Origin of the sequence: Polaromonas glacialis (genome assembly GCF_000709345.1) — a bacterium.
Lineage (GTDB): Bacteria > Pseudomonadota > Gammaproteobacteria > Burkholderiales > Burkholderiaceae_C > Polaromonas > Polaromonas glacialis.
The window spans coordinates 781,348-806,583 of record NZ_KL448323.1 but is presented as its reverse complement, the minus strand read 5'-3'; the positions used below and the strand labels follow the sequence as shown (position 1 = coordinate 806,583).

General features: G+C 63.0%; 20 protein-coding genes and 1 other RNA gene. 11 read left to right on the top strand and 10 right to left on the bottom strand.

Annotation, left to right across the window (positions count from 1 at the left end; genetic code table 11):
* Positions 1–85: 85 nt before the first annotated feature.
* Positions 86–853, bottom strand: coding sequence for a ParA family protein (locus EC86_RS0104225; protein ID WP_029524438.1), 768 nt, complete (start codon positions 851–853; stop codon positions 86–88).
* Positions 854–1,085: 232 nt separating this feature from the next.
* Here EC86_RS0104225 and ffs point away from each other — a divergent pair.
* The 5 genes from ffs (at position 1,086) to EC86_RS0104195 (ending at position 4,880) form a co-directional block, all read left to right on the top strand.
* Positions 1,086–1,182, top strand: an RNA gene (ffs, locus tag EC86_RS27535) — signal recognition particle sRNA small type.
* A gap of 98 nt (positions 1,183–1,280) precedes the next feature.
* Positions 1,281–1,676, top strand: a complete 396-nt coding sequence (locus tag EC86_RS0104210; protein ID WP_029524437.1) for a response regulator transcription factor — start codon at positions 1,281–1,283, stop codon at positions 1,674–1,676.
* The gene (locus EC86_RS0104205; RefSeq protein ID WP_029524436.1) at positions 1,673–2,428 is read left to right on the top strand and encodes a YaiO family outer membrane beta-barrel protein; all 756 of its coding nucleotides are present in this window, start codon (positions 1,673–1,675) and stop codon (positions 2,426–2,428) included. Before EC86_RS0104210 ends, EC86_RS0104205 begins: the two co-directional genes overlap by 4 nt.
* Entirely contained in the window at positions 2,409–3,467 is a 1,059-nt protein-coding gene (locus EC86_RS25900) for a HEAT repeat domain-containing protein (RefSeq protein WP_198026755.1), read from the top strand. Before EC86_RS0104205 ends, EC86_RS25900 begins: the two co-directional genes overlap by 20 nt.
* A gap of 12 nt (positions 3,468–3,479) precedes the next feature.
* A complete protein-coding gene (locus tag EC86_RS0104195; RefSeq protein ID WP_029524434.1) occupies positions 3,480–4,880 on the top strand; it encodes a glycosyltransferase family 2 protein in 1,401 nt (466 codons plus the stop codon).
* A 14-nt stretch (positions 4,881–4,894) separates the two neighbouring features.
* Here EC86_RS0104195 and EC86_RS0104190 read toward each other — a convergent pair whose 3' ends face one another.
* The 5 genes from EC86_RS0104190 to polA all read right to left on the bottom strand — a co-directional run bounded on the left by EC86_RS0104190 (position 4,895) and on the right by polA (position 15,695).
* Positions 4,895–7,162 (bottom strand): HAMP domain-containing histidine kinase, encoded by a 2,268-nt coding sequence (locus EC86_RS0104190; RefSeq protein ID WP_029524433.1) that lies wholly within the window; start codon positions 7,160–7,162, stop codon positions 4,895–4,897.
* A 103-nt stretch (positions 7,163–7,265) separates the two neighbouring features.
* The gene (locus EC86_RS0104185) at positions 7,266–7,547 is read right to left on the bottom strand and encodes a hypothetical protein (RefSeq protein ID WP_029524432.1); all 282 of its coding nucleotides are present in this window, start codon (positions 7,545–7,547) and stop codon (positions 7,266–7,268) included.
* A 120-nt stretch (positions 7,548–7,667) separates the two neighbouring features.
* Entirely contained in the window at positions 7,668–11,213 is a 3,546-nt protein-coding gene (locus EC86_RS0104180) for a YhaN family protein (RefSeq protein WP_029524431.1), read from the bottom strand.
* Entirely contained in the window at positions 11,210–12,499 is a 1,290-nt protein-coding gene (locus EC86_RS25895; RefSeq protein WP_029524430.1) for a metallophosphoesterase family protein, read from the bottom strand. The genes EC86_RS0104180 and EC86_RS25895 overlap by 4 nt, the downstream gene beginning before the upstream one ends.
* Before the next feature lie 370 nt (positions 12,500–12,869).
* On the bottom strand, positions 12,870–15,695 hold the full coding sequence (gene polA, locus EC86_RS0104170) for a DNA polymerase I (protein ID WP_029524429.1): 2,826 nt from the start codon (positions 15,693–15,695) through the stop codon (positions 12,870–12,872).
* Between the two features lie 166 nt (positions 15,696–15,861).
* Between polA and EC86_RS0104165 the strand changes: the two genes are divergently transcribed.
* From EC86_RS0104165 to EC86_RS0104155, 3 genes are read left to right on the top strand one after another with little or no spacing between them, the layout of a single operon-like run.
* A complete protein-coding gene (locus EC86_RS0104165) occupies positions 15,862–16,194 on the top strand; it encodes a hypothetical protein (protein ID WP_029524428.1) in 333 nt (110 codons plus the stop codon).
* A gap of 46 nt (positions 16,195–16,240) precedes the next feature.
* Entirely contained in the window at positions 16,241–17,191 is a 951-nt protein-coding gene (locus EC86_RS0104160) for a homoserine kinase (RefSeq protein ID WP_029524427.1), read from the top strand.
* Positions 17,192–17,200: 9 nt separating this feature from the next.
* Positions 17,201–17,992: a BPSS1780 family membrane protein gene (locus EC86_RS0104155; RefSeq protein ID WP_029524426.1), complete on the top strand. Its 792-nt coding sequence runs from the start codon at positions 17,201–17,203 to the stop codon at positions 17,990–17,992.
* 18 nt (positions 17,993–18,010) lie between these two features.
* On the opposite strand, the gene EC86_RS0104150 is transcribed toward EC86_RS0104155, so the two are convergent.
* From EC86_RS0104150 to EC86_RS0104140, 3 genes are read right to left on the bottom strand one after another with little or no spacing between them, the layout of a single operon-like run.
* Positions 18,011–20,455 (bottom strand): UvrD-helicase domain-containing protein, encoded by a 2,445-nt coding sequence (locus EC86_RS0104150; protein WP_029524425.1) that lies wholly within the window; start codon positions 20,453–20,455, stop codon positions 18,011–18,013.
* 58 nt (positions 20,456–20,513) lie between these two features.
* Complete coding sequence (locus EC86_RS0104145; protein WP_084181504.1) at positions 20,514–21,383, bottom strand: OmpA/MotB family protein; 870 nt, start codon at positions 21,381–21,383, stop codon at positions 20,514–20,516.
* A gap of 26 nt (positions 21,384–21,409) precedes the next feature.
* Positions 21,410–22,237, bottom strand: a complete 828-nt coding sequence (locus EC86_RS0104140; protein WP_029524423.1) for a motility protein A — start codon at positions 22,235–22,237, stop codon at positions 21,410–21,412.
* On the opposite strand from EC86_RS0104140, the gene EC86_RS28515 reads away from it, so the two are divergent.
* From EC86_RS28515 to EC86_RS0104125, 3 genes are all read left to right on the top strand, one after another.
* Positions 22,236–22,409, top strand: a complete 174-nt coding sequence (locus EC86_RS28515) for a hypothetical protein (RefSeq protein ID WP_156955212.1) — start codon at positions 22,236–22,238, stop codon at positions 22,407–22,409. The two genes, EC86_RS0104140 and EC86_RS28515, sit on opposite strands and share 2 nt — an antisense overlap.
* Positions 22,406–23,122, top strand: a complete 717-nt coding sequence (locus EC86_RS0104130) for a hypothetical protein (RefSeq protein WP_029524422.1) — start codon at positions 22,406–22,408, stop codon at positions 23,120–23,122. Before EC86_RS28515 ends, EC86_RS0104130 begins: the two co-directional genes overlap by 4 nt.
* Positions 23,123–23,319: 197 nt before the next feature.
* Positions 23,320–24,297: a GMP reductase gene (locus EC86_RS0104125; protein ID WP_029524421.1), complete on the top strand. Its 978-nt coding sequence runs from the start codon at positions 23,320–23,322 to the stop codon at positions 24,295–24,297.
* A gap of 18 nt (positions 24,298–24,315) precedes the next feature.
* Here the strand turns inward: EC86_RS0104125 and EC86_RS0104120 are convergent, their stop codons facing one another.
* The gene (locus EC86_RS0104120; RefSeq protein WP_029524420.1) at positions 24,316–25,206 is read right to left on the bottom strand and encodes an alpha/beta hydrolase; all 891 of its coding nucleotides are present in this window, start codon (positions 25,204–25,206) and stop codon (positions 24,316–24,318) included.
* Between the last annotated feature and the right edge of the window lie 30 nt (positions 25,207–25,236).

Genomic DNA, 25,236 nt, shown 5'->3' with positions numbered 1-25,236 from the left:
CTAAATTGGCCGGGCAGCGCCTGAACCGCAGCCCGCGTGCGGCGCCTTGCGCGGGCTGCCAGTGTTTTATGGAAGAGCTGGCGGCTCAGGGCTCCAGCGCGGCATGCAGTTCCACCAGCGCCTGGGTCAGCTTGTGGCCGGGGTCCATGTAGATCATTGGCAGCGACAGCTCGTGCGATTCGCGAATCCGGATGGAAGCCGGCAGATAAGGATGCAGCACAGGCAAACCCTCTTCAATCAGTTCGTTGACGATTCGCTGGGGCAGATTGGCGCGCGGCTGGAACTGGTTGACCACAATGCCTTCCACCACCAGCCGGGCGTTGTGGTCAGCCTGGATTTCCTGCACATTTTCCAGCAAGGTGTACAAGGCCTTGCGTGAAAAGTCGTCGCAGTCAAACGGAATCAGGCAGGTGCGCGCCGCGATGAGCGCCGAGCGGGTGTAAAAATTGAGCGCTGGCGGGGTATCGATGTAAATCCGGTCATAGCTGCCGGCCAGTTGCTGCAGCGCCTCGCGCAGCTTGAAGATCTTGTGCCGGGACTCCAGCTTGGCCTGCAACTCGTCAAGGATGGGGCTGGAGGGCATCAGGTCCAGATTTTCATGCGGCGTGGCAACGATGAATTCGGCCGGCGAAACGGTGCGCAGGCTGAAGCTCAGGGTGTTTTCAAAAAATCCGCCCACGCCGGGCTGGTCATCGGTAGCGGTGGCGCCCATCAGGTAAGCGCTGGAGTTGCCCTGCGGATCAAGATCGACAACCAGCGTGCGCAAGCCCTGGCTGGCGCTGATGGCAGCCAGGTTGCAGGTGATGGTGGACTTGCCGACTCCACCTTTTTGATTGAAAACGACGCGTGGCATGAAGGCTTCCTTGTGCGGCAGGTAGTGAATCAACGATTGTGCCTGCGATGCCATGAACTCTGGTGTAGGCGCAGGCAGACTTTCGGAGTGGCGATCTGCCAGGGTCAGGAACGCATTCTGCAGCTTTTCCGGGCCGCTCTGGATAAGGAATGGATGAAGCTACTGCTGCGGTTTTCCTGAAAATTCTCCGGGTAAGCCAAAGCGCTAGGCCATCGCCCTTATAATTCGACGTGACGGGCCTTCCCGCATGGTAAAGCGGCCAACCGGGTCAGATGGGGAACCAAGCAGCCCTAACTGCGGAGCCAGTGCCGGGGTCAAGGCTCGTCACCTAATTCATTTTGGCCTTGTACCTTCCCTTCTTCTTCTTCTTCCTGGAAGCGCTGATGCAGATGCCGCAATCAGCCTTCGTTGGGTTCAGGACATCGCCATGACAACGCCGCCAACTCTTGCGCCCACGGTCCTGGTCGCAGAAGACGACGAGAATATTTCGCATTTGCTCTCCTTCATGCTCAAGCGAGAGAAGTACCTGGTCCATCAGGCGCGCGATGGCCGCCAGGCCAAAAAGTTCATAGAAAACAATCCGCCGCCCGCCATGGTGCTGCTGGATGTCATGCTGCCCTTTTTTGATGGTTTTGCGCTGCTTGGCCTGCTGCGCGAGCAGCCCGCCTGGAAGAATACCCCGGTCATCATGCTGACGGCCAAGACGCAGGAGCAGGACATTGTCCGTGCGCTTAGCGCAGGCGCCAATGACTATGTGCTCAAACCCTTTCAGCCGGCGGAACTGCTGGCGCGCATCAAGCGGCTTTCCCTGCAGCGACCATGAAAATACAAGCTTTTTACTTTGTCATGCTGGCGATTCCGGTGGCATCCCTTGCCCAAACCGACACGCTTCAAACCCTGGTCGGACTCAGCGCCGAATCGAGCCAAATGAGCAACGGCAGCCCCGGCTGGCACTCCGAAACACTGCGCGTGGCCCCCAAGTCCAGCCCGCGTGATGTCCTCGAACTGGGCTTCACGCAAACACGCCGCTTTGGCCTGGATGACCAGCAGATCGGCGGCCTGTACGTCACCCCGCTGTCCGGGCAGGCCACCTTGTCACTGGGCGGGCGTATCAGTCCTTCGCACCGGGTGCTGGCCAGGCATGAGCTGGAGGCCACGCTTCAGTATGAATTCGCGCCCGCCTGGCTGGTCCATGCCGGCCTGGGCAACCGGCGCTACAGCACGGCCAACATCAACAGTGCCAGCCTGGCGCTGGAGCATTATTTCTCGTCCTTCAGCCTGTCGGCGGCCTGGCGTCCCGTGCGCGCACTGGGCACCAACGCCAGCAGCACGGAACTGCGCGGCGCCTATTACTACGGAAATGCCAGTTCGATTGGCCTGATCGCCAGCAGCGGTCAGGAAGCAAGCACCGTGAATGCCAACACGGTGCTGCTGGTGGATGTTCGCTCGACAGCCCTTCTGGGCCGTCACTCGCTGAGCCGCCAATGGGCGTTCAGCTATGCCTTGTCCCGCACCTGGCAAGGCGGTTTTTACAGGCAAGACACCGTGCATCTTGGTGCTGAATACATTTTCTGATCCGTATCTGGCGCTGGCTTTCGATATCGGCATTGCCGCTGTCGGCATGACCATCCTGCTGGCGCTGGTGATCATTTACTTGCGGATCACCATGCGCCGAAATGCCCGGCGCGAGGCAGAGTTCATTGCCCGGTGGCGTCCGCTGCTGCTGGAGGCCCTTTATGAAGAAACACCCTCGCCAGTGCCTGAACTTGCCCCACAGGACCAGCTTTTCTTTCTCAAACTCTGGACTTACCTGCAGGAGTCGCTGCGCGGGCCGGCCAATGACCGGCTCAATGGACTGGCAAGGCAGCTGCGATGCGATGCGGCCGCACGCGGCTTCCTGAAAAAGGGAAACCGCTCCGAACGGCTGCTGGCCATCCTGACACTGGGCCATCTTCGGGACGAAGCGTCCTGGGACGCGCTGGCACTGCAGGCCACGCAGGCGGACAGGCTCGCATCCCTCCAGGCAGCGCGCGCCCTGATCAAGATCGACCCGCTGCGCGGCACCGAATGGCTGTTTCCCATGCTGCTCAACCGGCGAGACTGGGACATTGCCCAGATTGCGAACTTCCTGGGCGAAGCCCGGCAGGCTTTCTGGCTGCAGCTAGCCAACAACATCCTGAAGGTGGACCAGGGTCAATGGACGCGCGCGCTGCAGCTAGCCGATGCGCTTCACCTTCAGCTTTCCCTGAAATCCGTGCGCTTCATCCTGGAAAACTGCAAGTCAGCTGCCACGCTGGTGGCTGCGTTGCACCTGGCCTCGGATGCGAAGCTGCTGCCTGCGGTGCGGTATTTCTGGCAGCATGCCGATTGGCGGGTCCGGGTCGAAGTAGCAAGGTTCCTGGGCAGTTTTGGCGAAGAGGACGACATTGGACTGCTTCGCCAGTCGCTGCATGACGAGCAATGGTGGGTGCGCTACCAGGCCGCGCAGTCGCTGGCCAGGCTGCCGTTCTTCGGCCCCCAACAACTGAGCCTGCTGCGCCAACAAACCACGGATGGGCTGGCCATAGGCATGCTGGACCATGTGCTGGCCGAATACCACGGCCCCATGGCCTGAAGCCCTGCCCCCATGATTGAATTCACCACCTGGGCCATCTTCGCGTATTTCATCCTGCTCAACGCAGGCTACCTCGCCCTTAACTTCCTGTCCATCTTTGCCCTGCAGCGCAACAAGCAGGAAAAGCTGCTGGACGACCTGCCGCAGGTCTTCAGCGGCCTGGAGCCAGGCATCAGCATCCTGGTGCCGGCCTACAACGAAGAAGCCACGATTACCGCGTCGATCCGCTCCATGTTCCAGCTGACGTATTCGGAGTTTGAAATCATCGTCATCAACGACGGCTCCAAGGACAACACACTGGAAGTGCTCAAGCGGGAGTTTTCCCTGCTCCCCTTTCCTGCCGCCGAGCGAGACGGGCTGGCGACCAAGCCGGTGCGGGGCATTTACCGCTCACTCGTGCATCCCAACCTTCGCGTGATCGACAAGGAAAACGGCGGCAAGGCCGACTCCCTGAACGCCGGCATCAATGTCGCCCACCACCCGCTGTTTTGCGGCGTCGATGCCGATTCGATCCTGGCGCGCGACAGCCTGCAGCGCGTGGCCAAGCCCTTCCTGAACGATCCCGACACGGTGGCCACCGGCGGCACCGTGCGGGTGGCCAATGGCTGCGAAGTGACAGACGGCTTTTTGACCAAGGTCGGGCTGCCGACCAATATCTGGGCCCTGTTCCAAGTGGTCGAATACCTGCGCGCTTTTTTGTTCGGCCGTCTGGGATGGTCGCAAATCAATGCCATGCTGATCATTTCAGGCGCCTTCGGACTGTTCAAGAAAGAGGTGGTGGTGGCCGCCGGCGGCTACCGCAGCAACACCATCGGCGAAGACATGGAACTCGTGGTGCGCATACATCGCCAGCTCAGGGAACAGGGCAAGCCCTACCGGATCATCTTTGTGCCGGAGCCGGTGTGCTGGACCGAGGCGCCCGAGGACAGGACCACCCTCAGGAACCAGCGCATACGCTGGCAGCGCGGCTTGTCCGAGAGCCTGAGCAGCCACTGGGCGCTGATGTTCAGCCGCAATGGCGGCGCGCCTGGCTGGGTGGCTTTTCCCTTCATGATCCTGTTTGAATGGCTGGGGCCGCTGGTGGAGCTGGGCGGCTACCTGTTCATGCTGTATGCCTATGTGTTTGACCTGATCTCATGGCAGGCTTTCTCGGTGTTCCTGTTCATGGCCATCGGCCTGGGCATCCTGCTGTCGGCCTCGGGCCTGCTGCTGGAGGAAATTTCGTTTCACATCTACCCGAAATTCAGGCAACTGGCCCTGCTGGCGCTGGTGGTGGTGCTGGAAAACCTGGGCTACCGCCAGATCAATAGCTGGTGGCGGCTGATCGGCCTGTACCGCTGGGCGCGTCAGCAGGAATCGAGCTGGGGCGAGATGAAGCGCAAGGGCGTGGGCCATCAGCCTAAACTGCCCTGAACTGCGTGGAACGCTCAGCCAGCCAGCGGCAGATCGAAGTAGAAGGTAGAGCCCTTGCCGGGTTCGCTGACAAAATCAATCCGGCCCCGGTGCGCCTCGATGATGCTTTTGCAGATGTTCAGGCCCAGCCCGGTGCCGCCTTTTTGCCGGCGATCCGAACCGTCGGACTGGGCAAAGCGCTGAAATATCCGGCTGCGAAAATCCTCGGCAATGCCCATGCCGGCATCGGTGACCAAAACACGCACGGAATCCGCACCGCGCCGCAGGCTGACGGTGACGACGGCCCCGCCGGACGGAGAAAACTTGGCCGCATTGGACAGCAGGTTGACCATGACCTGGGTCAGGCGGCCGGCATCGGCCCACACCAGGGTTTCTTCACCGCTGCCCGATACCAGCTCAAACTTCACCTGGTATTGGTCCGCATAGCCTTGCGTGGCCCGTATCGACTCGGCCAGCAGCGGCAGCAGCGGCAGCACCGCCCTGTGGTAAACCATGCTGTGGGATTCGATTTTTTCAACATCCAGAATGTCGTTGATGAGAAGCACCAGCCGCTCGGCGCTCCGGTAGGAAATATCCACCAGCTCTTTGGCATCGGGCGGCAGATCGCCCGCCATGCCGGAATTGATCAGGCTGAGCGAACCATAAATGGCCGTCAAGGGCGTTCGAAGCTCATGAGAGGCTGTCGAAATGAACTCGCTTTTCATGCGCTCGACCTGCTTGCGCTCCGAAATATCGCGCAGGAAAGCGCTGAAAAAATTCAGCTTGCTGTTGTTGATGAGCCCGACTCGCACCTCCACCGCAAGCTCTCCCGAATCACGCGTCTGCACCAGCCGTTCGAGCTTGGTGTTGACGAAGCTGGCCTTCCCCGTGCTGGCAAACACCTGCATCGCCTTGCGGATGCTGCCGGCAAAGCGCTCGGGCACCAGGCGCTCCAGCGGCTGGCCCAGCATTTCATCGCGCCGCCAGCCCAGCATGACTTCCGCCTGTGAATTCCAGTCGGTGATGCGCCCCTGGAAATTCACGCCGATAAACGCGTCCTGGGCGGTTTCGACGATGGTGTTGATGCGGTTTTCGTTGTCGCGCACATTTTGCAGCGCTTGCGTCAACTCAAGGGTTCGTTGCGCCACCCGGTGTTCAAGCGTGGCATTGAGATCTTTCAGGTCGGCTTCCTTTTGCTGAAGGTTGCGGATCAGGGAATTGAGCGACCGCCCCAGAGCGCTGACTTCGGTGTAGGCGGGATCGATGGCGCCGATGGCGTTGATGGCGTCATGCTCGCCGGACTCCAGCCGCTGCGCCGAATGCGACAGCAGCTTGATCGGGCGGGTGATCGCGCGCGCAACCCAGAATCCCAGCAGGGAAAACACCGATGCCACCAGAATTCCAATCAGGAACACCTGCCTGTGCAGCTGCTTGACTGGCAAATAGGCGTTATCGAGAGGCTGGCGCATGATCACTTTCCAGCCCAGGCCCGGATAGTCGGCATAACCGCTGCCTTGGCTGATGCCCACCAGGTAGTCGTTGCCATCGGGCAGGCGTTCCGTGTAAAAACCGCGCGCGCCCTTTGTAAAGCCTTGCAGGCTTTGCAGCGCCAGCGTCTGCCCCTCCAGGTCGGCCGGTCCCAGCAGCACCTTGTTGTCGGCCGACAGGATCAGCGCTTCCACCTCGCGCTCCTTGCCGACCGGCTCGGTGATCGACTGCTCGATCGTCTTGGCCCATTCCCAGGAAAGATGCGCGCCCAGCACCCCCTGCACCCGGCCGTCTGCGCCTGCATAGGGAAAGGCGATGTCCACGAAACGCAAGGGCGCTCCCGTGGTGTTGGGCAGGAGCTTGGCCAGCAGCTTGGCCTCATGCACATCGCCCACATGAATTTCCTTCAGCGCATTCTGAAACCAGGGTCGGGCGGAAACGTCGCTGCCCTCCAGGACGCCGCGGGTGGCCACCAGCACCTGGCCCTGGTGGTCGGCGGCCCCCATCCAGGCGTAATGCGGGTAGGTGCGCTGAAGGCTGTCGAGCGCCCTGCGGTTTACAGGCTCGCGCACGGCCCGGCTGTCCGTGCCGATTCGCTCGGCCATCAGCTGGACTTCTCTGTAACGCTCGAACATGGCCCGGTCCAGCCGGTAGCTCATCTGGTAGGAAAGCTCGGCCAGACTCGCGCCAATGCTGGCCTTGGCCTGCTTCGTGACGGTGACGTCGATCACCGCCACCAAAATAAGGGTCAGCAACAGCGACAGCAGCGAAAAGCAGATCGCCAGGTAAAGACCGAGGCTGCGGGAATGCGTCAATGAAGCCTTTCTCCTGAGGCGGGAAACCAGCCTGACAGGTGCCTGGACTGGGACGGATTTTGTGGACAGTCCGGGCTTCTAACAGCACGGCAACCCCAGGGCTTCAGGGTAAAACCTCTTCAATGGCCAGCGTCGTTTGAAGCGCATGGTCGGCAATCTGCCCAGACATCAGGGCCAGCGACGCCAGCGCATAGGTTCCGCTGATGATTCCCTTGTAGGCTATTTCGGCAGCCACGGCTTCCTGGTCCAGCCCTTCCGTGGCGGCGACGATGCAGTCCTCCATGGAGCCCAGACCAACATCGGCATACAGCGTCTCCCCTTCATAGCTGACGCTGTATTCATACAGGTCCTGCTCCATCGGGTCGATGTGGAAACGAACAATCATGCAATCCCCTTGTCTTTCATTGAAATCAAAAATGATAGCTGTCAGCGCTTGCTGGTAGTGCGCAAAGGCAGTAAATAACCATTAACAGGAACGTCGAAACGCTCCTTCCTGTCACTGACTTCACTGGCCGTGCGCAGGTGCGGCTTCGAGCCGATGCACCCGCAACCCGTTTTCCCCGACAGCGCCAGACGCCAGCGCCAGCAAATGGTGGTGGTGGGTGAACACCAGCACCTGCGATGCAGCGGCGAATTTTGCCAGGGCGCGGAACATGTGGGTGGCCCGTTCGTCATCGGCGGTCATGAACACATCGTCGAGCACCAGCGGCATCATGCGGCCGGGCTTGCGCTGCACTTCCAGCGCGGCCAGCCGCAAGGCGAGGTACAACTGGTCGGCCGTACCTTCGCTCAATGCCGAAATCTCCAGGGCCTTGCCCTGGGCCGGCTGGGCGAGCAGCAGCGGCGTGTCGCTGTCGGCATCGACCACCAGCCGCACAAAGCGCCCCGCCGTCATGAGCCGGAAGTACTCGCCTGCCAGGGCCACCACCGGGCCCTGCGCTTTTTCGCGGTGGCGGCGCAGGGCTTCACCCAGCAGTGCTTCGGCCAGCTTGAGCTGCGCCCAGGGCCGCACGCCGGCGCGGTAGCGGGCAATGGCGGCTTCCATTTCTTCCTTGGCCCGGGCCGCGTCGTCCGATGTGTCGATTGTCGCCAGCGCAAGCCGGGCGGCCTGCTCTGCCTCGATGGCAGTTTTTTCGTCTGACTCCAGCCCGAGGATCGCAGCCGCGCAGGTCTGTTTTTCCTGCTCGATGGTCACGCTGTCCCGGCTGGCAAGTTCGTGGCGCAGGGTGGAAGCGTCCTTGCGGGAAGTTCGTGCAAGCTGGTCCCTGAGCCCCTGAAGGCGCAGGCGCAGCGCGTGCTGCTGGCTGGAGCGGGTTTCCGCCTCCGGCAGCTCGTCGGCATGCTGCACCCCTGCCTGGCTGACCAGCCCTTGAAGGGTCTGACGGGCCTCTTCGAGGGCCGAGCATGCACGTTGCCGGCGCGCGGCTTCCTCGGCCTCCCTGCGTTGCAGCGATGCCTTTGTCGCGGAGGCCTCGCGGGAACGCGAGAGCCTCCCGGCCAGCGCATCGATCCAGGCATCCAGATGATCCAGGAGCGCTTCCCCCAACAGCTGGCCCAGGGCAGCTGCCGATTCGGCGACAGCTTCTTCGCTCGCCTGCATTTGCCTGAGCTGATGCTGCTGGCCCGCATGCAGCTGGTAGTCATTGACCCAGTGCTGGAGTTCAGCGAGCCGCGCCTTGAGGGCCGGCGCTTCGGCATCCTTGTCCAGGAACAGGCGCGAGCAACTGTGGTCCAGCGCCACACGAGAGTTCTGGATCAACCGGGCCAGTTCGGCATCGCGGGCCTGGTCAGCCTGAATGCTCTGCTCCAGGCTGATCAGGTCAACACGCCAGCGCTGCATCGCAGCCCGCGCGGTCACCAGTTCGCGGTCGGCGGCGGTGCCCAGCGCGACCAGCGCATCGAGGGGTGGCTGTATCGCAGGCAGTGCGTACCCCAGCGCCCGCAGGGCATGGCACAAGCCCTGGCAGGCTGCCGCCATCTGCTGCGCCAGCAGGTCCTGGGAAAGCCTGGCCTGCGCAAGGCGCTCATGCCGGTCGAGTGCCGTTTGCCGGACCACCAGCCACTCCCGCACCCCGGCTGCCGTGCCGGCGGGAATCCCCAGGCGCGACAGGGTTTGCTGCCAGCGGCTGTCCAGCGACGCCAGTGTCTGGGCGTGTTCGGCCTGGCGGGCCTGCAGGTCGGAAAGCGCCTGCGTCATTTCTGCAATGCGCTGCCCGCATTCGGCCACTTCGGCGGCTCGCTGCGCACCCTCGCGCAACAGGTCAGCCTGCCGGTCGGCCTCGGCCTGCGCCTGCTCGAAACGTAGCGGCAGGGTGTCGTCGAACGTCTCGCTACTTGAACGCTTGGCCGCTTCTGCATCAGGGTTGAGAAAAACAAACCGTAGGGCCTGCCAGTTGGCTTCCCGCAGTTCCCTGGCTTGGCGCAAGGTGTCGCCCGTCACGACTTCGCCAGTAGCTGCCAGGCGCTTGCTGCGCCGGTGCTGCAATGCCAGATCGGTCTGCAACTGCTCAATCCGGTTCCCGTCAAGCGCTGTCTGCCTGAGCAGTTCGCTGCGTTCGCGTTCCCAGCCATCGATTTCGGCAACGGCGAGCCAGCCCGTGAGCGTCAGTTGCGCGGGCGACTGCAGCCCCATGTCGCGCAATGACCCGTCGAGCTTGCGCTGCTCGGTTTCCAGTCCGGCCTGCAGGCCCAACAGCCGCTGCTGCGCATCGCCCAGCGACCGGGCCTGCTCCAGCGCCAGCGTCAGGGCCTGTCGCAAATCCGCTGCCGGCTCATGGACCTCCTCGCGCCGCAGTTGCGCCAGCTCGCAGTCGTCTGCCGCCAGCCGGGACTGGACATGCTGCAACTCGATGTTCAGTGCCTGAAACGCTTCCAGCGTGCGCAGCACCTCGGCCTGGTCCGCCGCCGACGGCGCATGACTGAAGAATTCTTCCAGGCTGTCAACCGCCTGGCGGCCGGACTGCATCTGCTGCACCCGCAGCATCAGCTGCCGGCCTTCGTCATCGGTCGCAGCCTGCAGCTTGCGCCGGACATCACGCTCGCGCCGCACCAGCGACACGTCGGCCTCCAGTCGGTCGATGGCCGCCGCATGGGTGAGCAGCAGGGGCTCGATCTCCAGCGCCAGCAGCGAATCGCGGCATTGTGCAATCGCTTCGTCGGCTTCAAGCAGCGCGCTGTGCGACTGCGCCTGGTGCAAAAGCGCGGCCAGCCTGCAGTCCCGGGCATCGGCTGGCAGCGCCACATGGCCTTGCACCGCGTCCCACTGGCTTTCGGCCATGTCCAGCTCGCGCAGCAGGGGCTCGACCGCCCGCAACTCGGTCAGCGCTCCAAGCCGCCTGCGCTGGCCGGCCAGTTGTTCCCTGGCCTGCGCAAGCTGGGCCTGCGCCTCGTCATGGACACGCTTGAGCGCCTTCCACTGGTCCGGCTTGGTCACGGCCTGCCGGTAGCGCTGGCGGGCCTCTTCGAGCTGCCGCGCAGCTTCATTGAGGATGGGCAACTGGCCCTTGGGGACAAAGTATTTTTTCGCGTCAAGTTGCAGCGTCTGGAGCATCTGTTTGATGCCGGCCGAGCCGGTGCTGGCCTCGAACAGCGCGGCGCCCAGTTCGCCTTCGCCCTGGATCAGCATCTGGCCGCCCTTGCGCAGGTGCGCGGAATTCAGGCCATACATGGTGTCGAACTGCTCGCGCGCTACCCCGCCGGTCAGCGCCAGCAGCACGTCGGCGGAAACCGCAGGGTCCGTCAAAGGCAGGCCGCTTGACGGGTCGGCATTCATCAGCGGGTTCTTGTTGCCCTTGCGGCGCGCCAGGCCTACAGCGGCGCCCGCCGCATCCTCGAAACACCCCGCCAACAGCATGTCCTTGAAGCCATGCACAAAATCGTCCTTGCTGCGCGGATGAATACCGTAGCGCAGATCGGTCATGGCACGCAGCGCCGAAGACTTGCCGGCCTCGTTGGCGCCATAGACCAGGTGCAGGTTGGCCGCGCCCGAGAAATCCAGCGCGGCATTGGTGAACGGGCCAAACGCCGTCAGGAACAGTTTGCGGATTTTCATGCATTCACTTCTGGGCTTGTCAGCCGCGCCAGCAGCGTGGCTTCGGCATCCTTCAACAGGGCCAGCAGCGCCGCGCCATCGTCCAGCCGGGGAATGTCCGTGGTGGCGTCGGCAGCCTCGTGGGCCATGGCCGCCAGCACCTCGGCAGGCACCTTGCCCAGTACGTCGGTCAGGGCCGTGCGGCAAAAGTCCTCCAGTCCGGGGCCGTCGTTGGCCAGCAGGTCAACCCAGCGCACCAGTTCGCCTAGGGCATCGTCGCCCTGCTCCACCCGCGACCTGTCCAGGGGCGAGCGCAAATCGAGCCTGACCTGCTCGATCCATACCTCCGCGCCAGAAACATCCTGCGCGGCGGCCTGCACGGCTGCGGCCAAGGTTCCGGGCTGGCGCGCTTCCAGGGCATGCAGATGGGTTTCGCCGGACAGCACCATCCGGACCGCATGCAGCGCATCGCCGTCTTCGGATGCCGCAAGTTCCAGCGCCTGCTCAACCCGCAAAGGCAGTTCATCCAATGTCTTCACCGTCTGCAAATCGATGCCGATCTGGTGCCAGCGAACCACGGCCAGCGGCATGAAGCTGGCGGTTATCCGGCTACCTTCGACCGTGACCAGTTCACAGCCCTTGGGGCCGGTTTCGCGGGCATGGCGACCCTGGAGATTGCCCGGAAACACCACCCGGGGCTGCTCGCAGATCACCTGCCGGGCATGGATGTGTCCCAGCGCCCAGTAGTCGTAGCCCCTGGATTTCAGGTCCTGCAAGGTCGTTGGCGCGTAGGTGTCATGCCCGCCAATGCCGGTCAGGCTGGTATGCAGCAGGCCGATATTGAAACAGCCCGGTACCGCCATGGGGTAGCCGGGCACCAGGTCTTCGGGCACCTCGCGGTCCGGAAAGCTGTGGCCGTGAATCGCCACGCCCAGGGCTTGCAGGCAAACGGTTTCGGCGGTGCGGCTGGAAAACACCTTGACATGGTCAGGCCACGGAATCTGCCGCGTGATCACGCCACGCGCATCGTGGTTGCCCTGCACGATGAACACGCGAATGCCCTGGCGGCCCAGGCGCACCATCTGCTCGCGCACGAACAGGCCGGTATGAAAATCCTGCCAGTCCCGGTCGTACAGATCGCCGGCAATCAGCACAAAATCGACCTGCTCATCCAGCGCCAGGTCCACCAGACGCTCCAGCGCGCGGCGCGTCGCGCCACGAAGCCGCTCCAGCGGCGCGCCTTCATAGCGGCTCAGTCCACGCAAGGGGCTGTCGATGTGCAGGTCGGCGGTATGGATGAAACGCATGCAAGTCACTTTCTTGTCGGAACGGCTGCCTGATTTCTTTTGGACAGCGTGCGATTGTGGGGCAAGGCCGGGCAAGTCATTGAAAAAGGATTGTGCACTTCATTATTTATAGCAAAGAAGTGACGGCAGTAAAGCGAAAAGGCCCGATTTAACCTTTTTCGGCGCATGAAGGTTTTCGCTTGTGGCAACCCGCCATGACAAGCTCGACGTCGCGTTTCTGGGCTTCGTGCAATCGCCGCAACCATGAAATGGCTCCATTGACTTTCCGGACATGGCCTGATCATGAACTTTCAGCGTAGCCAGATACCAACAATCGCATCGAGGACTCAAGCCAATTCAGGGGCATTGCGACACGAGACGATGCGTCTCTTCAGTGCGCTTTTTCCCAGTTCCCGCCAATCCCGATCTCGGCCAGCAGCGGTACCTTGAGTTCGGCCACGCCGGCCATCAGGCGCGGAATCTCCAGCCGCACCCATTCGACCTCGGCCTCGGGCACCTCGAACACCAGTTCGTCATGCACCTGCATGATCATCTTGCTCTGGCGATTTTCGGCATCCAGCACCTGCTGCACCTTCACCATGCTCAGCTTGATCAGGTCGGCCGCCGTGCCCTGCATCGGCGCGTTGATGGCGGCCCGTTCGGCGCCGGCGCGGCGCGGGCCGTTCGGCGAATTGATCTCGGGCAGGTACAGGCGCCGGCCGAATACCGTTTCGACATAACCCTGGCTCTTGGCCAGCATCCGGGTTTCGTCCATGTAGTTCTTCACGCCGGGGTAGCGCTGGAAATAGCGGTCGATGTAGGCTGCCGCCGCTTTCGTTTCAATTCCCAGGTTTTTCGCCAGGCCAAAGCTGCTCATGCCGTAGATCAGGCCGAAGTTGATCACCTTGGCGTAGCGGCGCTGCTCGCTGCTGACCTCTTCGAGCGCCACGCCAAAGACCTCGGAGGCCGTCGCGCGATGCACGTCCAGCCCGGCGGTGAAGGCATGCAGCAAGGCTTCGTCGCCGCTGATGTGCGCCATGATGCGCAGCTCAATCTGCGAATAATCGGCGCTGGCGATCAGGCTGCCGGCGGGGGCCACGAAAGCCTCGCGAACGCGCCGGCCCTCGACGGTGCGGATCGGAATGTTCTGCAGATTCGGGTCGTTGCTCGACAGCCTGCCGGTCACGGCCACGGCCTGTGCATAGTGGGTGTGGACCCGGCCGGTGCGCTCAAGCGCCAGCTGCGCCAGCTTGTCCGTGTAGGTGCCCTTGAGCTTGGACAGGCTGCGGTGCTCCAGCAGCTTGGCGGGCAGCGGATAGTCTTCGGCCAGCTTCTCCAACACTTCCTCGTCGGTGCTGCGTGCGCCGCTGGGCGTTTTCTTGACCACCTTCATGCCAAGCTTGTCAAAGAAAATCTCGGCCAGCTGCTTGGGGCTGCCCAGGTTGAAGGGCTGGCCGGCGATTTCATAAGCCTCGGTCTCCAGCTGCAGCAGGCGCTGGCCGAGTTCATGGCTTTGTTTGGCCAGCATCGGCGCGTCGATCAGCACGCCGTTGCGCTCGATACGGTAGAGCGATTCACTGCTGCGCATTTCCAGTTCATAGATGAACAACAGCTTGTGATCAGCCTGCAGCTGCGGCCACAACACGCGGTGAACGTCGAGCGTCTGGTCGGAGTCTTCGCATGAATATTCGGCCGCCTTGGCAATCTCGACCTGGTTGAACTTGATCTGACTCGCACCCTTGCCGCACAGGTCTTCGTAATTGATGCCGCTGCGGCCCACATGCCGCTCGGCCAGGCTGGCCAGCCCGTGCGGCTTGTGCGCCTCCAACACGTAGCTTTGCAGCATGGTGTCGTGCGCATAGCCCTGCACCTCGATGCCGTGGTTGGCGAACACGTGGCGGTCGTACTTGACATTCTGGCCGAGCTTGGCACGGGCCGGGTTTTCCAGCCAGGGCTTGAGGCGGGCCAGCACCTCGTCGATGGGCAACTGCCCGGGCGCGCCGGGATAGTCGTGGCTCATGGGAATGTAGCCGGCCTCGCCGGGCGTGACGCTGAAGCTGATGCCGACGATCTGCGCCCGCATCTCGTCGAGCGAGGTGGTTTCGGTATCGACCGCGACCAGCTCGGCCGCCTCGATCCTGGCCAGCCAGCCGTCCAGCGCCTCCCAGGTCAGGATCGTGTCGTACAGCAGGTTGCTGGCGCGCGCTGCCAGCGGCGCGTCAGGCGGCGAAGGCTCGTCGTCGTCGAACAGTCCGGGCGAATCAGGCGAAGCGACGGGCGCGCGCGGCTTGCGGCGCTCCGGGCCGCCGACCAGCTCGGGCGGCGTGCTTTCGGCGTCGATCTGGCCGACCAGCCCCTTGAAACCATATTTAAGATAAAAAACCCTCAACGCGCTTGTCTGCTGTGCGCCGATAGCTATGGATTCCATAGCAGGCAGGCCGTCGATGTAACCGGCCAGATCGCAGTCCTTTTTGATGGTCAGCAACTCGCGGCCCTTGGGCAGCCAGTCCAGCGACTTGCGCAGGTTCTCGCCGACGATGCCCTTGATCTCGCCGGCCCGCGCCACCAGCGCATCGAGCGAGCCGTATTCGAGCAGCCACTTGACGGCGGTTTTCGGTCCGACCTTGGGCACGCCCGGGACGTTGTCCACCACATCGCCGACCAGCGCCTGATAGTCCACCATCAGGCGCGGCGGCACACCGAATTCGGCCTCGACGCCGGCCAGGTCGCGGCGGCGGTCGTTCATGGTGTCGATGACGGTGATGTGCTCATCGACCAGCTGGCTCAGGTCCTTGTCGCCACTGGAGATGATGACCTCTATCTGCTGGCGGGACGCCATGCAGGCCAGCGTGCCGATGACGTCATCGGCCTCGACGCCCGGCACGGCCAGCACCTTCCAGCCCAGCAGTTGCACCACCTCGTGAATCGCCTCGACCTGGCTGCGCAGGTCGTCGGGCATGGCCGACCGCTGCGCCTTGTACTCGGGGTACAGCGCGTCGCGAAAGGTCGGCCCCTTGGCATCGAACACGCACACCGCGTAGTCGGCCCGAACGTCCTTGCGCAGCTTGTGCATCATGTTGATCATGCCGCGTATCGCGCCGGTGGCCGGGCTTTGCGGGTCGCCGGGAGTGACGCGCAAATCGGGCATGGCATGGAAGGCGCGGTACAGGTAGCTGGAGCCATCGACCAGCAGCAAGGTTTTTTTCTCAAGGGTCATAAGGGCAGATTGTCGGGGATATCGGCCTGGCGTTTCCCGCCTGGGCAACAAGCCATGCGGCAGCGTTTCGACCACGGCCTGGTCCTTGACTTCAAAGACCATTTTGCAAGGAGAAATGCCCTTTTATTCCTGCGTGGGCCCGGCTTCGCACGCCTACAATGCAGGCATGAAAACCGCTCTTCGCCTACTTTTTGCCGCTGCCCTTGCAGCGCTGCCGCTGGCTGCGGCCGTGGCTCAGACGCCGGCACCCGCCGAGGCGGCGATCCGGGAAAAACCGGCCCGGCCCGACAGGAAGATCGAGCGCATCCGCACCGAAGATGCCGGCACCCGCATCGACGAGTTGCGCGTCGGCGGCGAAACCCAGCAGATCACGGTCCAGCCCAAGACCGGCGGCGCCGCCTACGAGGTCAAGCCTGCCGAAGGCGCCCGGGGCACGGCACCCGCTGCCACCAGCAACGACACCAACGGTTCGCGCGTCTGGAACGTGCTGAAGTTCTGATTCCCGCCTCCTTTCTTTTTTTCCAGCACAGGGTTCTTTTTCACGCATGGCCGTATTCACCGAAGTCTCGTTTGACGAGGCTGCAGCGTTCTTGCGCTTTCTAGATTTGGGTCAACTGCAGCACCTCAAGGGCGCATCAGGCGGCATCGAAAACACCAACTATTTCGCCGACACCGACCAGGGCCAGTATGTGCTGACGCTGTTCGAACGCCTGACGTTTGATCAGTTGCCGTTTTACCTGCACCTGATGAAGCATCTGGCGACACGCGGCATTCCCGTGCCCAACCCGGCGCCCGACGCCAAGGGCAAGCTGCTGCACCGCCTCAAGGGCAAGCCCGCCGCCGTGGTCAACAAGCTGCGCGGCCACAGCGAACTCGCGCCCACGCCGCTTCACTCCGCCGGGGTGGGCGACATGCTGGCCCGCCTGCACTTGGCCGGCCTCGACTATGAGCGCCAGCAGCCCAATCTGCGCGGCCTGGCCTGGTGGAACCAAACCGTTCCGGTGGTGCTGCCTTTCCTAGAAGAAGACCAGCGCAGCCTGATCCAGGGCGAACTGGCGTATCAAAACCATGTTGCCGAGTCGCCTGGCTACCGCAGCCTGCCGCGCGGCGTCATCCATGCCGACCTGTTCCGTGACAACGTCATGTTCGAGAACGGCCAGCTCACGGGTTTTTTCGACTTCTACTTTGCCGGCTGCGACACTTTTTTGTTCGACATCGGCATCTGCCTGAACGACTGGTGCATCGAGCTGGAAAGCGGCCGGCTCGACAAAACACGCGCCGATGCGTTCATGTCGGCCTACCAGAAGGTTCGGCCGCTGACGGCGCAGGAACGCACGCTGCTGCCCGCGCTGCAGCGCGCCGGGGCGCTGCGCTTCTGGGTGTCGCGGCTGTGGGATTTTTACCTGCCGCGCGATGCCGCCGTGCTCAAGGCCCACGACCCCGGCCACTTCGAGCGCGTGCTGCGCCAACGGCTGGCGCAGCCCTATCTTTTGTAGCTCTATTCCATGAAATTGAACATTGTTCCCGCCCGCACCGGCCTGACCTGGGTCAAGCTGGGCATCACGACATTTATCAAGCAGCCGCTGGCCATGGCGGGCCTGTTCTTCATGTTCATGGCGATGCTGTCGGTCGCCACGCTGGTGCCCTTCATCGGCGCGGCGCTGGCCTTGGCGCTGCTGCCCGCCGCCACGCTGGGCCTGATGGCGGCGACCCAGGAAGCCACCAAGGGCAAGTTCCCCATGCCCTCCATCCTGATCAGCGCCTTCCGCGCCGGCCAGCAGCGCCTGCGGGCCATGATGGTGCTGGGCGCGCTGTATGCCGCCGGCTTCCTGGCGCTGATGGGCATTTCGGCGCTGGTCGATGGCGGGCAGTTTGCCAGCCTGTACCTGGTGGGCGGAAAAATCACCGAGGAGCTGGTGCTGCAGGACAGTTTCCAGTTGGCGATGTGGGTGGCGATGGCGCTGTACCTGCCGCTGTCGCTGCTGTTCTGGCATGCGCCGGCGCTGGTTCACTGGCATGGCGTGTCGCCGGTCAAGAGCCTGTTTTTCAGCGCCATGGCCTGCTACAAGAACTTTGGCGCCTTCACCGTCTTCGGCCTGGCCTGGACGGGTGTGTTCGTGCTGGCGGCGATTGCGGTGTCGCTGATCGCCACGCTGCTGGGCAACCCGATGCTGGCCACCGTCGCCATGTTCCCGGTGGCGCTGGTGATCGTGGCCATGTTCTTCACCTCGATCTACTTCACCTTCCGGGACTGTTTTTCGGAAACAGATGAAGCGCTTGCCGACGATGCCGCCTGATCCCGGCGCGCGCCGGCGTTAAATCACCGTCAGCTTGGCCACGCTCAGCGCCAGCCATTTCACGCCGTGCCGGGTGAAATTGATCTGCGCACGCGCATCGTCGCCGCTGCCCTCCAACATCTGCACCTTGCCTTCGCCAAACTTGGCATGGAACACATTCATTCCGGTTTTCAGCCCATGCGAAAGCGCGCTCTTTTGCGCCGGAACGGGCGGGCTGGCAAAACGCTCCGCACCGCCGGATTGTGAAGAAAATACACTGCTGGCCCAATCGCCACGGGCACTACCAGCTCCTGAATTGCCAGCATTTCCCCAATTTCCCGAGCCCGCGCCCAGACCCGAGGAAAAGCCCTTCTTCTTCGGCGTGATCCACTTGAGCGCCGCTTCGGGCAGTTCGTCGAAAAACCGGCTCTTGGCGTTGTAGCGCGTCTGGCCGTGCAGCATGCGCGTCTGCGAATGGCTCAGGTACAGGCGCTTTCTGGCCCGGGTGATGGCGACGTACATCAGGCGGCGCTCCTCTTCGAGCCCGTCCTTGTCGCTCATGGCGTTTTCATGCGGAAACAGGCCTTCCTCCAGCCCGGTGATGAACACGCAGTCAAATTCCAGCCCCTTGGACGAATGCACCGTCATGAGCTGCACCGCATCCTGGCCGGCCTGCGCCTGGTTGTCGCCGGCTTCGAGCGCGGCATGGGTCAGGAAGGCGACCAGCGGCGACAGCGTCTCGCCGGTTTCCAGGTCGGGCGCCAGCAGTTCGGGCGAAGGCTGGTCGAGCACGGGCGCGCTCAGGTCCAGCCCCTGGCTGGCGGGCGACTGGCTCAGGCCGGCGTCGCCCAGTTCATCGACCGGCAGCGCCACGGCATCGCGGCCAAAACCTTCCTGGCTGACGAAGGCCTCGGCCGCGTTCACCAGTTCGGCCAGATTCTCCAGCCGGTCCTGGCCGTCCTTGTCGGTTTTGTAGTGTTCCTCCAGGCCGCTGTGCTGCAGCACGAGTTCGATGATTTCGCGCAACGTAGCGCCTTCGGACTGTTCGCGCATCACATCGAGCCTGGCGACAAAGGCGCCCAGGTTGGCGCCGGCCTTGCCCGGAACGGCGCTCACGCCGTCATGCAGCGAGCAGCCCGAGGCGCGTGAAATGTCCTGCAGCTGCTCGATGGTGCGAGCGCCGATGCCGCGCGGCGGAAAGTTCACCACGCGCATGAAGCTGGTGTCGTCGTTCGGGTTGTCGAGCAGGCGCAGATAAGCCAGCGCATGCTTGATTTCGGCGCGCTCGAAAAACCGCAGGCCACCATAGACGCGGTACGGAATGCCGGCATTGAACAGCGCGGTTTCCATGACCCGGCTTTGCGCATTGCTGCGGTACAGCAGCGCGATCTCCTTGCGCTCGGTGCCGTCCCGCACGAGTTGCTTGACCTCATCTACAAACCACTGCGCCTCGGCAAAGTCGCTGGCCGATTCATACACCCGCACCGGCTCGCCCGGCCCTGCCTCGGTGCTCAGGTTCTTGCCCAGGCGCTTGGTGTTGTGGCTGATCAGTTCGTTGGCCGAATCCAGGATGTTGCCGAAGCTGCGGTAGTTGCGCTCCAGCTTGATCTGGTGCGTGACCTCGAACTCGCGCACGAAGTCGGCCATGTTACCGACGCGCGCGCCGCGAAAGGCGTAGATGCTCTGGTCGTCGTCGCCCACCGCGATGACCGAGCCGCCCGGCATGCCCTGCACGCTGTGCGTGGCCTCGTCGCCCTGCCCGGCCAGCATCTTGATCCAGGCATATTGCAGCTTGTTGGTGTCCTGGAACTCGTCGATCAATATGTGGCGAAAACGCCGCTGGTAATGCTCGCGGATCGGCGCGTTGTCACGCAACAGCTCGTAGCTGCGCAGCATCAGTTCGCCGAAATCGACCACGCCTTCGCGCTGGCACTGCGCTTCATACAGCGCATAAATCTCGGCCTTCTTGCGGCTTTCCTCGTCCCGCACCGGCACGTCCCTGGCGCGCTGGCCGTCTTCCTTGCAGGCGGCGATGTACCACTGCAACTGCTTGGGCGGAAAGCGATCCTCGTCCACATTGAACTGCTTGCACAGCCGCTTGATGGCTGAGAGCTGGTCCTGCGTGTCGAGGATCTGGAACGTCGAGGGCAGATTGGCCAGCTTGTGGTGCGCGCGCAAGAAGCGGTTGCACAGCCCGTGGAAAGTGCCGATCCACATGCCGCGCACATTGATGGGCAGCATGGCGGACAGTCGCGTGAGCATTTCCTTGGCCGCCTTGTTGGTGAAGGTCACGGCCAGGATGCCGCCGGGCGACACCTGGCCGGTCTGCAGCAGCCAGGCGATGCGGGTGGTCAGCACGCGTGTCTTGCCCGAACCGGCGCCCGCCAGGATCAGGGCATGCGTGGCCGGCAGGGTGACGGCGGCGAGTTGCTCGGAATTGAGGTTGTGCAGCAGGGGTGATGGGGAAACGAGGTCTGAGAACATCGCTTATTGTAGAAAGTCCCCTGCCCGCCGGCCGGCCGGCCTGATTTTGATCGGAAGGCTACCTGGACGCTTCCAGGATCACTTCCACATGGCGGTTGCTCGCCCTGCCCTGCGCCGTGTCGTTGGACGCAATCGGCCGGGTGTCGGCAAAGCCCGTTGCCCGCATGCGGGCCGCGTCAATGCCCTGTCCCTGAAAATGGCGCACCACGCTGGCGGCCCGGCCGGTGGAGAGTTCCCAGTTGGATGGAAAGCGCCCGGTCTGGATCGGCATGTTGTCGGTATGACCCTCGACCACGACGCGGTAGCCGGGGACCTTGCCCAGGGTCGGCACGAGCCGGCTCATCACGCCGCGCCCCGCCTCGCTGAGCGTGGCCTCGCCGGAGTTGAACAGCACCTCGCTGCTGATGCGAAAGCTGACCGTTCCCTTGCTCACGATCACCTCGATGTTCTTGTCCAGAGGGTCCAGCGCCAGACTTGCCAGCAAATCCGGTTCAGGCGCGATGTCGGGCTCAGGCGCAGCTTCGGAACTGGCGGGCAGCACGGGCACCGGAAGGGGTATCGGCGCCGCGCTGCCAGGAATGCCGAGAACCGGAAGCGCTCCGGATGCCGGCCAATGCCCCGCACTGGGGCTTCCATTGGCTGGCATCCCGTGCGGGCCGGAACCGGCAAAGGCCAGCATCACCACCACCATCATCACCAGCAGCAAGGTGATGACATCCAGGTAGGTCAGGAGCCAGCCCTCTTCCTCGGCCACCAGGGCGGGTTCAAGATGCCAGCGCGCAAAGCGGCCCTTGCGCAGCTTTGCGCTCGCCCCAAAAGGCTTCGGCGGCACGGGTGGAGGCGATGCCCTGGCATGCGGCGCCTGCCTGCCGCCGGCATCCCTTTCATGACCGGCCAACGATGCGCGCGAATTTTCATGAAGCAACATTTCGACGTATCCGGCGGTCGCCATGCTCAGCGGGCGGGACCGGGCGCCGCCACCCGTTTTTCGCCATTTTTCCCGGGCTGCCGGCCATCAAAGATCTCGTCCTCGTGATGCGCCATGAAGGACTTGAGGGTTTCGCGCATGAGCGCAGGGCTGCGCCGCTCGCACATCATCGAGATGCCCTGCAGCACCATGTTCATCAGCACCACCCGGGTTTCGGTTCGGCGCTCCAGCTTGACGGCCACCGGCTTGAACACCAGGTTGGCCAGCAAGATGCCGTAGAACGTGGTCATCAGCGCGACCGCCAGCTGCTGGCCGATGTCGCGCATGTCGCCGCCGCCCAGCAAGCTCATCAGGTTGATCAGGCCGACCAGCGTTCCAAGCATGCCAAAGGCCGGGGCAAAGTTCGCCATGACGCGAAACAGCTGCGCTTCGGCGGCTTCGCGCGCGCGCAGCCGCGAGATGCGCCACTGCATCAGGTCCAGGATGTCGTCTTCCGGTGTCTGGTCGATCACCAGCTGCACCCCGGTGCGCAGGAAGGGGTTGGTCACGTTTTCCAGCGCCCGCTCGACCGCATGCAGGTCGCCGTTGATCCACAGCTTGGAAATCCGCACCAGTTCCTCAATGTCGTTGTGCGTGTACGTGTGCTCGTTGCGCGTCACCGTGGCAATCAGGCTGAAGACCCGGAACACCTCCTTGAGCGGATAGCTCAGGAATGTCGCTGCCAGCGTGCCGCCCAGCACAATGCCCAGGCTGGGCCAGTCCACGTACATGCGTGCATCGTCGGCCGCGAAAAATAGCACGATCGCCAGCAGCAGCACGCTGGCCAGCATGCCGATCAGCGTGGAAGGGTTCATGCGTTTGATCATGGACACGGGCGTTCAGAAATCAGGCTGGCACTTGCAGGAAACCTGCGCAGGGCTTTGCGGCGCAGGCCAGCAGGATTTGTCAAAAACAAGAATGATGGCGCGACTCCATGAAAACATGGCCCAGTTTAAAAAGCCCCGGACGAATCCTTTTTGCCCATGACAACCCTTTCAACTCCTCTCTTCGCGCAATTGCTCGCTGCGGCAGCCTTGGCCGCGTCCATTTCCCCAGCGCAGGCCCAGTCTTTTTGCGCCAGCGACGGCCAGAGCCGGCCGGTCCAGCTCATGGAGCGTTTCATCAACGCCGACTGCGGCACCTGCTGGGCCGACCCGGCCACGCCGATGCCGGCAAGAAATGCCGTCGCGCTGGACTGGGTTCTACCCAGCCTCCAGGGCGACGACGCGCCGCTGTCGGCCGTGGCGACGCGCGATGCGCTGGCCCGGCTGGAGTCGCTCAGCCAAAGCGTGCCGGCCAAAAGCCAGACGGTTGTGCATGCCATCAAAGGCATCAAGGGCGCGGGCTTGCGCGTGGCCCACGGTTTGCCGGTGGCCGATTACCTGGGCGCCTCCATCGAACTCAAGCCGGTATCGCCAGCGGCCAGGCAGCCCTTGACCGCGTGGCTGGCGCTGGTGGAAACGCTGCCGGCCGGCCTGGAGGGCTCGCCCGTGGAGCGAAATCTTGTCCGAAACGTGCTTTCCCGCACATGGGACGGGCGCAAGCAGCTATTAAAAGATGAGCAGAACAGGCTGTTTGAAAGCCGCTCCATGAACATTGCACCGGCGGCCAATCCGGAGCGCCTGCGCGTCATCGGCTGGGTCGAGGATGAAAAAGGCCAGGTGCTGCTGGCGGCGCAATCGCGCTGCGTCGCTCCTTGAAACTCGGACTGCAAGGATATTGCAGCCGATAGTGCCTGGCGGTTTTCCAGGCCTTTAGAATCAGTCACCGGGCCCAAGCAATTGCGCCCGGTTTTTTTATTGAAGCCTCACACTTGCAGTGAGGTTCCCGCCAAAAACCGGCCAGTCCAAGCGCCTTCTGTTCAGCAACAACAGTTTTTTTGGAGCTTGGGAAAATCATGGAAATATTCGACTACGACAACATCCTGCTGCTGCCGCGCAAATGCCGCGTGGAAAGCCGCTCGGAATGCAATGCCAGCGTGACGCTGGGCGCGCGCAGCTTTCGCATCCCGGTGGTGCCGGCGAACATGAAAACCGTCGTCAACGAAGACATCTGCGTCTGGATGGCGCAAAACGGCTATTTTTATGTCATGCACCGCTTTGACCTGGACAACCTGCAGTTCGTGCGCGACATGAAGGCCAGGGGCGTGTACGCATCCATCTCGCTGGGCGTGAAGCAGCCCGACTACGACACGGTGGACCAGCTGGTCGCCGAAGACCTGGCGCCCGAATACATCACCATCGACATCGCCCACGGCCATGCCGACACGGTGCAGAAAATGATCGCCTACCTGAAGAAGCATTTGCCGCAATCCTTCGTGATCGCCGGCAACGTGGCCACGCCCGAAGCGGTGATCGACCTGGAAAACTGGGGCGCCGATGCGACCAAGGTCGGCATTGGCCCCGGCAAGGTCTGCATCACCAAGATGAAGACCGGCTTTGGCACCGGCGGCTGGCAGCTGTCGGCGCTCAAGTGGTGCGCCCGCGTGGCGACCAAACCCATCATTGCCGACGGCGGCATCCGCGAGCATGGCGACATCGCCAAGTCGATCCGCTTTGGCGCCACCATGGTCATGATTGGCTCGATGCTGGCCGGCCTGGAGGAAAGCCCCGGCCAGACCGTCGAGGTCGATGGCAAGCTGTTCAAGGAGTATTACGGCAGCGCGTCGGACTTCAACAAGGGCGAGTACAAGCATGTCGAAGGCAAGCGCATCCTGGAGCCGATCAAGGGCAAGCTGGTCGATACGCTGCGCGAGATGGAAGAAGACGTGCAAAGCGCCATCAGCTACTCGGGCGGCACCCGGCTCATGGACATCCGCAAGGTCAACTATGTGGTGCTGGGCGGCAAGAACTCGAACGAGGACCTGATGATGTGAACCCAGCCGCGCAGCGCTTCAGCGGCTCGGCACTTCATCGAGGCCGAGAAGTTCAAGCGCCAGCCGGTGCAGGCGGTGCGAAGGCTCGACCAGGGCTTCGAGGATGCTGAAATGATTCAGGCCCGGCAGCGATTCGCAGACGGGAACGGTGTCAAGGCCCCAGGCGTGCTGGATCAAGCGGTTCTGCCGCAGGAATTCATCGCTTTCGTCGCCCCCTGCCACGCTGTAAAGCGTGCCTTCCGGCGGAGGCGGCAGCATCACCGGACTGGCCAGGCGAACCTGTTCGGGCGTCAGGTTCAAATCCCTCAAAAAAGGCGTCAGGCGAATCGGCTCCAGGTCGTACAGGCCTGAAATCGACAGCGCATTTTTGACCAGGCCTTGCGGCAGATCGGGCGCATGCGCGGCCCAGTCATGGGCCAGCAGCATGGCGGCCAGATGGCCGCCCGCCGAATGGCCCGCCACCGTGATGCGTTCCGGATCGCCGCCAAAGTCCGCAACATGCCGCCAGGTCCAGGCCAGCGCACGGGCCATCTGCTGGACGATGTCGGGAATGCTGACCGCAGGGCACAGCGTATGGTTCAGCACCACGACGCAAGCGCCAGCCTGCGTGAACTGCGGGGCGATGAAGGAGTGGTCGGCCTTGTCCAGCGCGCGCCAGTAGCCGCCATGAATGAATACCAGCACCGGCTCCTTGTGACCTGCGCGGCTTTCGCTGGCCGGAAAGATATCCAGCATTTCGCTGGGGTTCTTGCCGTAGGCGAGGCCCAGCTGGCAAGGCCATGATTGGCGAGCGCTTTCGGAGTCTTTCGCCCATCGCTCGAAATGCACGCCATGGCCTGGCACCAGCAGCCGGTTGTTGTACATGCGGTCCAGCCATTGCGGATTCCAGTCTGATGCGCTGCTGCTCATGGGCGTCTCCTTGATGTTTTACAAAACCCG